The sequence below is a fragment of the Kitasatospora sp. NPDC058032 genome, assembly GCF_042885845.1.
Lineage (GTDB): Bacteria > Actinomycetota > Actinomycetes > Streptomycetales > Streptomycetaceae > Kitasatospora.
The window spans coordinates 75,835-88,779 of the sequence record NZ_JBHVRK010000008.1; the positions used below are offsets into that span (position 1 = coordinate 75,835).

Below are 12,945 nucleotides of genomic sequence, written 5' to 3' on the forward strand. Positions count from 1 at the left end.
TGACCAGCCTCTTCTTCATCATCTTCTCCCAAAACAACAACAACCGCGTGGGGGTGGGCCCCCCCCCCCCCCGCGGGCCCCCCCCCCCCCCCCCCCCCCGGGGCCCCCCCCCCCCCCCGGGCCGGTGTCGTTCGGGGCGCTGTCGGTGGTGGCGGGTAGCCTTCGCAGGTCGGAGGAGATCGTGAGGGGAGGGGGAGCCTTGGTACGGGTGCTGGGTGTCGACCCTGGGCTGACCAGGTGCGGCGTCGGCGTGGTCGAGGGCGCGCCGGGCCGGCCGCTGCGGATGGCCGGCGTCGGTGTGGTGCGCACCCCCGCCGAGGCGGAGATCGGGCACCGGCTGCTGTTGGTCGAGCAGGGTATCGAGGCCTGGCTGGACGAGCACCGGCCCGACCTGGTGGCCGTCGAGCGGGTCTTCGCCCAGCACAACGTCCGCACCGTGATGGGCACGGCGCAGGCCAGCGCGGTGGCGATGCTCTGCGCGACCCGGCGCGGCATACCGGTCACCCTGCACACCCCCAGCGAGGTCAAGGCCGCCGTCACCGGCTCGGGCCGGGCCGACAAGGCGCAGGTCACGGCCATGGTGCAGCGGCTGCTGCGGCTGGACGCGCCCCCCAAACCGGCCGACGCCGCCGACGCGCTGGCGCTGGCCATCTGCCACATCTGGCGCGGCGGCGCCGCCAACCGCCTGGAGGCCGCGATCCTGGCGGCCCGTACCAGCTCCCCGCACGGCCCGAGAGGAACCATCCGATGATCGCCTTCGTGCAAGGACCCGTGGCGGCGCTGTCCGGCGGCGTCGCGGTGGTCGAGGTCGGCGGGGTCGGCATGGCCGTGCAGTGCACCCCGAACACCATGGCCGCTCTGCGGCTGGGGGAGCCGGCCCGGCTGGCGACCTCGTTGGTGGTCCGGGAGGACTCGCTGACCCTGTTCGGCTTCGCGGACGACGACGAGCGGGCGATCTTCGAGATCCTGCAGGCGGCGCCGGGCGTCGGCCCCAAGCTCGCCCAGGCGATCCTGGGTGTGCACAGCCCCGACGCGCTGCGCCTCGCGGTCGCGAACGGCGACGAGAAGGCGCTGGTGGCGGTGCCCGGCATCGGCAAGGCCAAGGCGGCCAAGCTGCTGCTGGAGTACAAGGACAAGCTGGGCGCCCCGCACGGCGCGGTCCCCGCGCAGAAGCCGGTCGCCACCGGGCCGGCGCCGTGGAGCGAGCAGCTGCACTCCGCCCTGGTCGGCCTCGGCTACGCGCCGCGCGAGGCGGACGAGGCGGTCGCCGCCGTCACCCCGCAGGCCGAGGCGCAGCCGGTGCCGGACGTCGGCGCGCTGCTGCGGCTGGCGCTGCGCGGACTCAACCGTTCTCGCTGAAGCCATCTGACGACCTGTCCTTTTGTCGACACCGCCGACGCCGAGGACGCCGACAACGCCGACGACACCGATGTGGGAGCCGCCTCCGATGAGCCCGTACGACTCCGAGCCCGCCGACCGGCTGGTGACCGCCGCCGCCGACGGTGAGGACCAGGCCGTCGAGGCGGCGCTGCGCCCCCGGCTGCTGGACGAGTTCATCGGCCAGGAGCGGGTGCGCGAGCAGTTGTCGCTGGTACTGCAGGCGGCCCGCAAGCGCGGCGCGGCCCCCGACCACGTGCTGCTCAGCGGCCCGCCCGGGCTCGGCAAGACCACCCTGTCGATGATCATCGCGGCCGAGCTGGGCGCCCCGATCCGGATCACCTCGGGGCCGGCGATCCAGCACGCGGGCGACCTCGCGGCGATCCTCTCCTCGCTCGCCGAGGGGGAGGTGCTGTTCCTCGACGAGATCCACCGGATGTCCCGGCCCGCCGAGGAGATGCTCTACATGGCGATGGAGGACTTCCGGGTCGACGTGATCGTCGGCAAGGGGCCCGGCGCGACCGCCATCCCGCTGGAGCTGCCGCCGTTCACCCTGGTCGGCGCGACCACCCGGGCCGGTCTGCTTCCGCCGCCGCTGCGTGACCGCTTCGGCTTCACCGGACACATGGAGTTCTACGCGCCCGCCGAGCTGCAGCGGGTGGTGCACCGCTCGGCCGCGCTGCTGGACGTGGAGATCGACCCGGCCGGCGCCGCCGAGATCGCCGGCCGCTCCCGTGGCACGCCGCGCATCGCCAACCGGCTGCTGCGCCGGGTGCGCGACTACGCGCAGGTGCGGCACGACGGCGTGATCACCCCCGCGATCGCGGGCCAGGCGCTGGACGTCTACGAGGTGGACGCCCGTGGTCTGGACCGGCTGGACCGGGCGGTGCTGGACGCGCTGCTGCGGCTGTTCGGCGGCGGCCCGGTCGGGCTGTCGACCCTGGCGGTCGCGGTGGGGGAGGAGGCCGAGACGGTCGAGGAGGTCGCCGAACCGTTCCTGGTCCGCGAGGGTCTGTTGGCCCGCACCCCGCGCGGGCGGATCGCCACCGCCGCGGCCTGGCGGCACCTGGGGCTCACCCCGCCGGCGCAGCCCGGACGCGCCGCGGCGGCCCCCCAGCCGGAGCTGTTCGCCCCGGACGGGGAGGGCGGATCCGGCCAGGGCTGACGACGCGCCGCCCGGTCAGGGCCGAACGGGTGATGTCGGAGCGTGTGCGGACCATGTGCGTCCGCCGCCCGGGGCGCCTGCGGAAGTCGGGGAAGAAGTCCGGGGAAACTGTGCAGGCGGAGGGTCGCCACTTTCGGCGGCATGATGCGATGCTTGGCGTTGTCCGATCAGTTCGGGGTCGCCTAGACTCCGCCGGACCGCCCCTCTCACCCGACGGGACGACCATTACCACACAGGCCGCCGGCCGGCGGCCCGTAAAGGACCCTGGCTGCAGTGAACCTCATCATCCTCCTCCTCCCGATCCTCGCCATCGTGCTCATGTTCCGGGCGCAGAAGAAGCGCCAGGCGCAGATGACCCAGATGCAGACGGCGCTCGAGCCGGGGGCGGGCGTGCGGACCATCGGCGGCCTGTACGCGCAGGTGAAGGCGGTCAACGAGGAGACCGTCGAGCTGGAGATCGCGCCGGGCGTGGTCACCCACTTCACCAAGAACGCGATCGCGGCGGTTCTGGACCCCGCCGAGTACGACGCGATCATCAACGGTCGCCCGGCCGAGGACGAGGGGGTCGACGCCTCGGACGAGGACGTCGAGGTCGAGGCCGGGTCGGCCGACGCGAAGCCGCTGTCGTTCAGCAAGGACGACGCCGACAAGGGCGACGCGAAGGCCGAGGCCGAGGGCGGGGCTCCCGCGAGCAAGTAGTACGGTCGGGCACCCGCCCGGCTGCGCGGCGTTGTGCCGCGAGCCCACAGGACTCAGGGCCGCAGTTCCGCCATTACCCCGCCCAGCCGCGTGCTGGGCGGGGGTCGGTGGGGGGAAGTGGCATGGACAGGGAGAAACGAGCAAGGTGGCAACACCCAAGTCGCGCCCGCGCGACGGTTACCCAGGGCGGGCGCTGGCCCTCATCCTGGTCGTCACCGTCGGACTGGTCGCCCTCATGTTCGGGACGGGCAACACCAAGCCCCGGCTCGGTATCGACCTCGCCGGCGGTACCAGCATCACGCTGAGCGCGAAGTCGACCGACCCCAAGGCGATCAACAAGTCCAACATGGACATCGCCACCGGGATCATCGAGCAGCGCGTCAACGGTATGGGCGTCTCCGAGGCGGAGGTCCAGACCCAGGGCGACCGCAACATCATCGTGAACATCCCCAAGGGCGGTGACAAGCAGAGCGCCGCCGACCAGGTCGGCACCACCGCGAAGCTCTACTTCCGCCCGGTCCTGGCCCTGGCCCCCAGCGGAATCCAGGCCCCGGCGCCGACCGCGACCCCGTCCGCGGGCGCGAGCGGTACCCCGAGCGCCGCCGCCACCCCGAGCGGGACCGCGGCCGCCACCGGCACCCCGAGCGCCGCCGCGACCGGTACGCCGAGTGCGAGCGCCACCAAGCAGGGCCGCCCGGCCGGTGAGGCCCTCGCGGCCGACAACCCGACCACCCCCGCGGCCACCACCGCCGGCACCCCCGCCGCCACCGGCGCCCCGAGCGCCGCCGCGACCGACCCGGCGGCCACGCCGGACCTCTCCGCGGCGATGACCTCGGGCACCGTCCCGCCGGAGCTGGCCGCCCAGTTCGGCTCGCTGGACTGCACCAAGCCGGAGCAGCGGAACAAGAACTACCAGAGCGCCGAGGGCGCGCCGACCGTCGCCTGCACGCAGAAGGACGAGAACGGCGCCTACTACAAGCTGGCGCTGGGCCCGGTCGCGGTCATGGGGGCGGACGTCTCCAAGGCGCAGGCCACCATCGACACCCAGCAGGGCGGCGGCTGGCAGGTCCAGCTGCAGTTCAACGGCAAGGGCACCGACGCGTTCACCGCCGTCACCGGTCAGCTCGCCACCCAGCCCGACCCGACCAACCAGTTCGCCATCGTGCTGGACGGCCAGGTCGTCTCCCACCCGTACGTGCGCAGCGCCATCCCCGGCGGCTCGGCCGTGATCTCCGGCAACTTCAGCCAGACCGAGGCGCAGAGCCTGGCCAACGTGCTGAGCTTCGGCGCCCTGCCGCTGGAGTTCACCACCAGCGACGTCACCACCGTCTCCCCGCAGCTCGGCGGTGACCAGCTGAAGGCCGGTCTGATCGCCGGTCTGATCGGCATGATCCTGGTGGTCGCCTACTCGCTGCTCTACTACCGGGGCCTGGGCCTGATCTCGATCGCCGGTCTGCTCGTCTCGGCGGCGCTGACCTACTCGATCATGAGCCTGCTCGGCGCGGGGATCGGCTTCGCGCTGAACCTGCCGGCGGTCTGCGGCGCCATCGTCGCGATCGGTATCACCGCCGACTCCTTCATCGTGTACTTCGAGCGCATCCGCGACGAGGTCCGCGAGGGCGCCTCGCTGCGCCCGGCGGTCCAGCGGGCCTGGCCGCGCGCCCGGCGCACCATCCTGGTGTCGGACTTCGTCTCCTTCCTCTGTGCCGCCGTGCTCTACCTGGTCTCGGTCGGCAAGGTGCAGGGCTTCGCGTTCACGCTGGGCCTGACCACGGCGCTCGACGTCGTCGTCATCTTCCTGTTCACCAAGCCGCTGATCACGCTGCTGGCCCGCCGGAAGTTCTTCTCCGAGGGTCACCCGTGGTCCGGCCTGGACCCGAAGCGGCTGGGCGCCCGCCCGCCGCTGCGCAGCACCCGCCGTCGTTCCCCCTCGTCCTCCGCCGCCGTGAAGGGGGCCTGACACCGTGTCGCGCTTCTCCAATCTGGGCCACAAGCTCTACCAGGGCGAAATCAGCTTCGACTTCGTCGGCCGGCGCAAGCTCTGGTACAGCATCTCCGCGGTGATCGTCCTGGTCGCCGGGATCGGCCTGGCGATGGGCCTGCACCTGGGCATCGAGTTCAAGGGCGGCTCGGTCTACACCGTGACCAAGCCGGGCCTGACGGTGTCGCAGACCCAGGAGGCGGTCGACAAGATCGTCTCCTCGCACCCGCTGGTGCAGTCGACCGACAACGGCAAGATCCGCATCCAGGTCTCCTCGGAGGACAAGACCACTTCCGCCGAGGTCACCGGCAAGCTCTCGCAGGAGCTCGGCGTCCCGGTCGGCGAGATCGAGGCCCAGGTGATCGGCCCCAGCTGGGGTGAGCAGATCTCCAACAAGGCGCTCACCGGCCTGGTCATCTTCATGATCCTGGTGACGATCTACCTGGCGATCGCCTTCGAGTGGCGGATGGCGGTGGCCGCCCTGGTCGCCCTCATCCACGACCTCCTGATCACCATCGGCGTCTACGCCCTGGTGGGCTTCGAGGTCACCCCGGGCACCGTGATCGGCTTCCTGACCATCCTCGGTTACTCCCTCTACGACACGGTCGTCGTCTTCGACACCGTGAAGGAGAACACCAAGGGGATCACCAAGCAGAACAAGCTCACCTACAGCGACGCGGCCAACGCGGGCCTCAACCAGACCCTGGTCCGCTCGCTCAACACCACCGTGGTCGCGCTGCTCCCGGTGGCGGCGCTGCTGTTCATCGGCGGCGGCCTGCTGGGCGCCGGCACCCTGAACGACATCTCGCTGGCGCTGTTCATCGGTCTGGCCGCCGGTGCCTACTCGTCGATCTGCGTCGCCACCCCGCTGCTCGCGCAGCTCAAGGAGGAGGCGCCGGAGATGAAGGCCCTGGCCAAGCGGGTCGCCCAGCGCCGCGCCGCCGACGCCAAGGCCGCCGCGGCCAAGGAGGCCGGCGAGGCGGGCGAGGCCGAGGAGATCGCCGACGAGGACCTGCCGGCGGGTATGGTCGGTCAGCGCGGGCGCCCGGCCGGCACCACGCGTGCCAAGGGCCGTCCGTCCACCAAGCGCTGACCGCCGCCGACCGTAAGGACCCTTCGTGACCACCGCCGACACCCCCCTGGCCGAGCTGCTCACCAGCCGGATCCGGGACGTCCAGGACTACCCGAAGCCGGGCGTGCTGTTCAAGGACATCGCGCCGCTGCTCGCCGACGCCGAGGCCTTCGGCGCGCTCACCCGGGCGCTCGCCGGCCGGGCCGCGGAGCTCGGGGCCACCAAGGTGGTCGGCCTGGAGGCGCGCGGTTTCGTCCTGGCCGCCCCGGCGGCCTTCGCGGCCGGGCTCGGCTTCGTGCCGATCCGCAAGCAGGGCAAGCTGCCCGGCGAGGTGTTCCGCCGCTCCTACGAGCTGGAGTACGGCTCGGCGACGCTGGAGGTCCAGTGCGACGCCTTCGCGCCCGGTGAGCGGGTGCTGGTGGTGGACGACGTGCTCGCCACCGGCGGGACCATCGGTGCCTCGCTGGACCTGGTCAAGGAGGCCGGGGCCGAGCTGGCCGGTGTGGTCGTGCTGATGGAGCTGGGCTTCCTCGACGGCCGCGAGCGGCTGGCGCCGCACCTGGGCAGTGCTCCGCTGGAGACGCTGGTCACGGTCTGAAGTCCCGCAGGGCCCATCGAACGGCGGGCGGCGGTCGGAATGCTCCGGCCGCCGCCCGCCGTTGTGTCAGGCGTGTGTCCGCCACGTGTGCGGGCCCGGCCGACCGAACGTCCTGACGCCGGGCTCGGTACCATGAAGATTCATCCCCTCCCGGTTGCGCGAGCCGTGCGGCGCCCGCGGGGGGCAGGCCGAGCGCCCTGAGGAGTGTCCTTGCCCGACGAGGTTGTGCCCACGGCGGCTGCGGCCGCCCCCGAGAACCGGCCCACGGCCTCGGGGGCCACCCCGGCACGCCCGGCGCCGACCCCGTCCCGCCCGTCCGCCCCGGTCGGCCGGGCCGCCTCCGCCGGCGGCATGCGGGCCCGCCTCGCCCGCCTCGGCGGCCAGCGCTCCAGCGTGCTCAACCCCGTGCTGGAGCCGCTCTTCCGCTCCATCCGGGCCAACGACCCCAAGGCCGACCCGGCGCTGCTGCGCGACATCGAGAAGGCGTACGCGGTCGCCGAGAAGTGGCACCGCGGGCAGAAGCGCAAGAGCGGCGACCCGTACATCACCCACCCACTGGCGGTCGCGACCATCCTGGCCGAGCTCGGCATGGACGCCCCGACCCTGATGGCCGGGCTGCTGCACGACACCGTCGAGGACACCGACTACGGCCTGGAGACCCTGCGCAAGGACTTCGGCGACTCGGTGGCCCTGCTGGTGGACGGCGTCACCAAGCTGGACCGGGTCAAGTTCGGCGAGGCCGCCCAGGCCGAGACGGTGCGCAAGATGGTCGTCGCGATGGCCAAGGACCCCCGGGTCCTGGTGATCAAGCTGGCCGACCGCCTGCACAACATGCGCACCATGCGCTACCTCAAGCGGGAGAAGCAGGAGAAGAAGGCCCGCGAGACCCTGGAGATCTACGCCCCGCTGGCGCACCGGCTGGGCATGAACACCATCAAGTGGGAGCTGGAGGACCTCGCCTTCGCGATCCTCTACCCCAAGATGTACGACGAGATCGTCCGGCTGGTCGCCGAGCGCGCCCCCAAGCGGGACGAGTACCTGGCGACCGTCATCGACCAGGTCCAGGGCGACCTGCGCGGCGCCCGGATCACCGCCTCCGTCACCGGCCGGCCGAAGCACTACTACTCGGTCTACCAGAAGATGATCGTCCGGGGCCGGGACTTCGCCGAGATCTACGACCTGGTGGGCATCCGGGTCCTGGTCGACACCGTCCGCGACTGCTACGCGGCGCTGGGCACCATCCACGCGCGGTGGAACCCGGTGCCGGGGCGGTTCAAGGACTACATCGCGATGCCCAAGTTCAACATGTACCAGTCGCTGCACACCACGGTGATCGGTCCCGGGGGCAAGCCCGTCGAGCTGCAGATCCGCACCTTCGACATGCACCGCCGCGCCGAGTACGGCATCGCCGCGCACTGGAAGTACAAGCAGCGCGCGGTGGCCGGCGCGTCCAAGGTGCGCACCGACACCCCGACCCAGACCCGCAAGGACGACAAGGCCGGCGCCGTCAACGAGATGGCCTGGCTGCGGCAGCTGCTGGACTGGCAGAAGGAGACCGCCGACCCCAGCGAGTTCCTGGAGTCGCTCCGCTTCGACCTGGCCAGCAACGAGGTCTTCGTCTTCACCCCCAAGGGCGACGTCATAGCCCTGCCGGCCGGGGCCACCCCGGTGGACTTCGCGTTCGCGGTGCACACCGAGGTCGGTTACCGCACCATCGGGGCCCGGGTGAACGGGCGGCTGGTGCCGCTGGAGTCGACCCTGGAGAACGGCGACACCGTCGAGGTGTTCACCTCCAAGGCGGAGAACGCCGGGCCGTCCCGGGACTGGCTGGGCTTCGTCAAGTCCCCGCGCGCCCGCAACAAGATCCGCGCCTGGTTCTCCAAGGAGCGCCGCGAGGAGGCGATCGAGCAGGGCAAGGAGGCCATCGCCCGCGCGATGCGCAAGCAGGGCCTGCCGATCCAGCGGATCCTCACCGGCGACTCGCTGGTCACCCTCGCCCACGAGATGCGCTACCCGGACATCTCCTCGCTGTACGCGGCGATCGGCGAGGGCCACGTCACCGCGCAGAGCATCGTCCAGAAGCTGGTGCAGGCGCTCGGCGGCGAGGAGGGTGCTACCGAGGACCTCGCCGAGACGGCCACCCCGACCCACGACAACCGGCGCGCGGTGCGCCGCCGGGCCAAGGGCGACCCGGGTGTGATCGTCAAGGGCGTCGAGGACGTCTGGGTCAAGCTGTCGCGCTGCTGCACCCCGGTGCCGGGCGATGCCATCGTCGGCTTCGTCACCCGCGGCAACGGCGTCTCGGTGCACCGCGCCGACTGCGTCAACGTCGACGCGCTCAGCCAGCAGCCCGAGCGGATGATCGAGGTCGACTGGGCGGCCACCCAGTCGTCGGTCTTCCTGGTGGCCATCCAGGTCGAGGCGCTGGACCGCTCCCGGCTGCTCTCGGACGTCACCCGGGTGCTGTCCGACCAGCACGTCAACATCCTGTCGGCGGCGGTGCAGACCTCCCGCGACCGGGTGGCGATGAGCCGCTTCACCTTCGAGATGGGCGACCCCAAGCACCTGGGCCACGTCCTCAAGGCGGTCCGCGGCGTCGAGGGCGTCTACGACGTCTACCGCGTCACCTCGGCCCGCAAGTAGCCGAGCCGCACGAGCCGCACGCGGCCGTGCGACGCGAAGGGCCCCCGGGGATCGCTCCCCGGGGGCCCTTCGCGTGGTGTCCGCGGCCGGATCAGCCGCTGAACTCCTCCTGGCCTCGGTGCACCTGCTCCAGCAGCTCCTGGACGCCGGCCAGCTCCGACTCCAGCTTGGCCGCCTTGGCGGCGTTGCCGGCCGCGCGGGCCTTGTCCAGGTCGGTGCGCAGCTTGTCCGCCTTGGCCTGGAACAGGCCGGCCATGCCGGCCGCGCGGGCCTTGGCCTCCGGGTTGGAGCGCTTCCACTCGGCGTCCTCGGCCTCGCGGATGGCGCGCTCGACCGCGTTCAGCCGGCCGTCCAGCTTCGGGCGGACGTCGCGCGGCACGTGGCCGATCGCCTCCCAGCGCTCGTTGACCTCGCGCAGCGCCGCCTTGGCCGCCTTGAGGTCGGTGATCGGCAGGATCGTCTCGGCCTCGGCCGCCAGCGCCTCCTTGAGCTTCTGGTTGGCGACCTGCTCGGCGTCACGCTCGCTGAACACCGCGCTGCGCGCCTGGAAGAAGACGTCCTGGGCGCCGCGGAACCGCGCCCACAGCTCGTCCTCGACGTCGCGCTGGGCGCGGCCGGCGGCCTTCCAGCGCGCCATCAGGTCGCGGTAGCCGGCCGCGGTGTCGCCCCACTCGGTCGACGAGGAGAGCGCCTCGGCCTCGGCGACCAGCTGCTCCTTGGTGAGCCGGGCCTGCTCGCGCTCGGCGTCCAGCGCCGCGAAGTGCGACTTGCGGTGCTTGGAGAAGACCGAGCGGGCGTGCGAGAAGCGGTGCCACAGCTCGTCGTCGCTCTTGCGGTCCAGCCGGGGCAGGCCCTTCCAGGTGTCCACCAGGGCGCGCAGCCGGTCGCCGGCCTCCCGCCACTGGGTGGACTCGGCGAGCTGCTCGGCCTCCGCGACCAGCGCCTCCTTGGCGGTGCGGGTCTCGTCCTGGGCCTTGGCCCGGGCGACCTTGCGCTGCTCGCGACGGCTCTCGATCTCGCCGGCGAGCGTGTCCAGCCGCTGGGCCAGTGCCGCCAGGTCGCCCACCGCGTGCGCCTCGGTGACCTGCTCGCGCAGGTGCTCCAGGGCGGCCTGGGCGTCCTTGGCGGCCAGGTCGGTGGTGCGCACCCGCTTCTCCAGCAGGCCGATCTCCACCTCGATGCCCTGGTACTTGCGCTCGAAGTAGGCGAGCGCCTCCTCGGGCGAGCCGGCCTGCCAGGAGCCGACGACGCGTTCGCCGTCCGCGGTCCTGACGTAGACCGTGCCCTGCTCGTCGACACGGCCCCACGGGTCGCTGCTCATAGCGCGTCCTCCACATGACGTCGCGCCCGCGCCGGGGCGGTACGCGTCCGTCGTCCACAGTTGATGTGCGGCGGACCGATGAGTCCGCCGTCCCCGTCCGCCGTGTTCTTCTGCTGCCGAGGGTGACGGCCGGCGGGTCTGGGCACCCTATACAACGCCAACATAGGCGACCAGGCCCGGTGCTGTCCGCATCCGGGCCGGGCGATTTCGGTCCGGGGCGGCCCGGGGATGCCGCGACGGCGCCCCCGGACCGCCCCGGAGCAGGTCAACCCTTGGCGGCGGTCACCGAGTTGAGGGTGACGTCGGCCATCGGGTGGCCGTCCCCGCCACCCTCCAGGGTGCCCGCGGCGGCGATCTTCTGGAGCACGTCCAGACCGCCGGTGATCGTGCCGAACGGGGTGTAGTTCGGCGACAGCTCGGTGTCCTTGTAGACCAGGAAGAACTGGCTGCCGTTGGTGCCCGGGCCGGCGTTGGCCATCGCCACGGTGCCGGCCGGGTACTTGGCGCCGGTGAGGTTCTCGTCGGCGAACTTGTAGCCGGGGCCGCCGGTGCCGCCGGGAGCGGTGGCACTGGCGGTCGGGTCGCCGCACTGCAGCACGAAGATGCCGCCGGTGGTGAGCCGGTGGCACTTGGTGTGGTCGAAGTACTGCTCGCCGGCCAGGAAGGCGAAGGAGTTCACCGTGTGCGGCGCCTTGGCGGCGTCCAGCGCCAGCGTCACCTTGCCGCAGTTGGTGTCCAGGGTCACGTTGTACGTGGCCTTGGTGTCGACGGTCATGGCCGGCTCGGCCTGCCACTGCTTGCCGTTCGGGGTGCCCGGCGCCGGCTCCCCGCAGCCCTCGACCGGCTTGCGGGTCGGCACGCTGGGCTCGGTCGGGGTCGGCGCGGCCTGCGCGGTGGCGCCGTCCTTCTTCTTGTCGTCCGAGTCGAACGCGCCGGTCGCGAAGAGGGTGCCACCACCCGCCAGCACGACCACGGCGAGTGACGCGCCGAGGATCGTGTTGCGCCGCTTGCGCGCGGCCGCCGCGGCGAGCCGGCGCTCCTGCTGGCGCTCGTACTTGTCCCGGGCGAGCTGCCGCCGCCGCTGTTCGCTGCTGACCACCGGCTCTGTCTCCTACGGATGTGCTGATCGCGGATGTGGGGGCTTCGTCTGTGTGCGACGCCGATGCGGATCATCGCACTCATCGGCGGCCAAGTGTAGGGACCGCGACCGTAAGAACGGGGTGAACCGTTCAGCCCGAAGTGAACCTGTCACGCCGATCTGGTTCGCAACCGGGCCCGCACCGCCGGTAGGCTGCCCCTACATCACAGTTCGTAGCCGCAGCCGTAGCCGCCACGGCGAGGAACGCCGAAGACCCCGAAGACCGACACCGAAGGACGCGCGTGTTCATCGCCGGATTCCCCGCTGGAGCCTGGGGCACCAACTGCTACCTGGTCGCGCCGGGGCCGGGCGAGGAGTGCGTCATCGTCGATCCGGGCCACCAGGCCGCCGCCGGCGTCGACGAACTGGTCCGCGAGCACCGGCTCAAGCCGGTCGCGGTGCTGCTCACCCACGGCCACATCGACCACGTCGCCTCCGTGGTCCCGGTCTGCGGCGCCAAGGGCGTGCCGGCCTGGATCCACCCCGAGGACCGCTACATGATGAGCGACCCGGAGAAGGCGCTCGGCCGCTCCCTGGGCACCCAGCTGATGGGCGAGCTGACCGTCGGCGAGCCCGACGACGTGCGCGAGCTCACCGACGGCAGCGTGCTGGAACTGGCCGGCCTGTCCCTCACCGTCGACCACGCCCCCGGCCATACCAAGGGGTCGGTGACGTTCCGGACGCCCGGCGCCGAGGACCTTCCCCCGGTGCTCTTCTCGGGCGACCTGCTCTTCGCCGGCTCCATAGGGCGAACCGACCTCCCGGGCGGGGACGGCGAGGCGATCCTGCGCTCGCTGGCCCGGGTGTGCCTGCCCCTCGACGACGCCACCGTGGTCCTCTCCGGCCACGGCGGACAGACCACCATCGGCCGCGAGCGCGCCACCAACCCCTACCTCCGGCAGGCAGCGGGGGCGGCCGGCGCCCCGGCTTTCCCGCGACGAGGAATGTGAC

11 protein-coding genes are annotated in these 12,945 nt (G+C 72.2%); 9 read left to right on the forward strand and 2 right to left on the reverse strand.

What is annotated here, in order from left to right; translation table 11 throughout:
- The first annotated feature begins 199 nt into the window (after positions 1 to 199).
- The 8 genes from ruvC (at position 200) to ACFVUH_RS15520 (ending at position 9,535) form a co-directional block, all read left to right on the forward strand.
- The gene (gene ruvC / locus ACFVUH_RS15485; RefSeq protein ID WP_355374441.1) at positions 200 to 751 is read left to right on the forward strand and encodes a crossover junction endodeoxyribonuclease RuvC; all 552 of its coding nucleotides are present in this window, start codon (positions 200 to 202) and stop codon (positions 749 to 751) included.
- The gene (ruvA, locus tag ACFVUH_RS15490) at positions 748 to 1,359 is read left to right on the forward strand and encodes a Holliday junction branch migration protein RuvA (RefSeq protein ID WP_387913627.1); all 612 of its coding nucleotides are present in this window, start codon (positions 748 to 750) and stop codon (positions 1,357 to 1,359) included. Before ruvC ends, ruvA begins: the two co-directional genes overlap by 4 nt.
- A gap of 88 nt (positions 1,360 to 1,447) precedes the next feature.
- The gene (gene ruvB, locus ACFVUH_RS15495) at positions 1,448 to 2,542 is read left to right on the forward strand and encodes a Holliday junction branch migration DNA helicase RuvB (protein WP_355374435.1); all 1,095 of its coding nucleotides are present in this window, start codon (positions 1,448 to 1,450) and stop codon (positions 2,540 to 2,542) included.
- Positions 2,543 to 2,815: 273 nt separating this feature from the next.
- Positions 2,816 to 3,241 (forward strand): preprotein translocase subunit YajC, encoded by a 426-nt coding sequence (yajC, locus tag ACFVUH_RS15500; RefSeq protein WP_355374432.1) that lies wholly within the window; start codon positions 2,816 to 2,818, stop codon positions 3,239 to 3,241.
- A 145-nt stretch (positions 3,242 to 3,386) separates the two neighbouring features.
- Positions 3,387 to 5,201, forward strand: a complete 1,815-nt coding sequence (secD, locus tag ACFVUH_RS15505; RefSeq protein WP_387913629.1) for a protein translocase subunit SecD — start codon at positions 3,387 to 3,389, stop codon at positions 5,199 to 5,201.
- A 4-nt stretch (positions 5,202 to 5,205) separates the two neighbouring features.
- A complete protein-coding gene (gene secF / locus ACFVUH_RS15510) occupies positions 5,206 to 6,315 on the forward strand; it encodes a protein translocase subunit SecF (RefSeq protein ID WP_387913631.1) in 1,110 nt (369 codons plus the stop codon).
- A 25-nt stretch (positions 6,316 to 6,340) separates the two neighbouring features.
- Positions 6,341 to 6,892 (forward strand): adenine phosphoribosyltransferase, encoded by a 552-nt coding sequence (locus tag ACFVUH_RS15515; protein WP_355374428.1) that lies wholly within the window; start codon positions 6,341 to 6,343, stop codon positions 6,890 to 6,892.
- 204 nt (positions 6,893 to 7,096) lie between these two features.
- The gene (locus ACFVUH_RS15520) at positions 7,097 to 9,535 is read left to right on the forward strand and encodes a RelA/SpoT family protein (protein WP_387913633.1); all 2,439 of its coding nucleotides are present in this window, start codon (positions 7,097 to 7,099) and stop codon (positions 9,533 to 9,535) included.
- A gap of 91 nt (positions 9,536 to 9,626) precedes the next feature.
- Here the strand turns inward: ACFVUH_RS15520 and ACFVUH_RS15525 are convergent, their stop codons facing one another.
- Together ACFVUH_RS15525 and ACFVUH_RS15530 are read right to left on the reverse strand one after the other, a co-directional pair.
- Complete coding sequence (locus ACFVUH_RS15525; RefSeq protein ID WP_355374425.1) at positions 9,627 to 10,856, reverse strand: DUF349 domain-containing protein; 1,230 nt, start codon at positions 10,854 to 10,856, stop codon at positions 9,627 to 9,629.
- 265 nt (positions 10,857 to 11,121) lie between these two features.
- Entirely contained in the window at positions 11,122 to 11,955 is an 834-nt protein-coding gene (locus tag ACFVUH_RS15530) for a peptidylprolyl isomerase (RefSeq protein ID WP_387913635.1), read from the reverse strand.
- 281 nt (positions 11,956 to 12,236) lie between these two features.
- On the opposite strand from ACFVUH_RS15530, the gene ACFVUH_RS15535 reads away from it, so the two are divergent.
- Entirely contained in the window at positions 12,237 to 12,944 is a 708-nt protein-coding gene (locus tag ACFVUH_RS15535) for an MBL fold metallo-hydrolase (protein ID WP_355374419.1), read from the forward strand.
- Position 12,945 lies beyond the last annotated feature (1 nt).

Bases quoted from the DNA above. Each gene is read 5' to 3' on its own strand.
- ruvA (WP_387913627.1), top strand. From the start codon at position 748: ATGATCGCCTTCGTGCAAGGACCCGTGGCGGCGCTGTCCGGCGGCGTC.
- ruvB (WP_355374435.1), top strand. From the start codon at position 1,448: ATGAGCCCGTACGACTCCGAGCCCGCCGACCGGCTGGTGACCGCCGCC.
- ACFVUH_RS15525 (WP_355374425.1), bottom strand. From the start codon at position 10,856: ATGAGCAGCGACCCGTGGGGCCGTGTCGACGAGCAGGGCACGGTCTAC.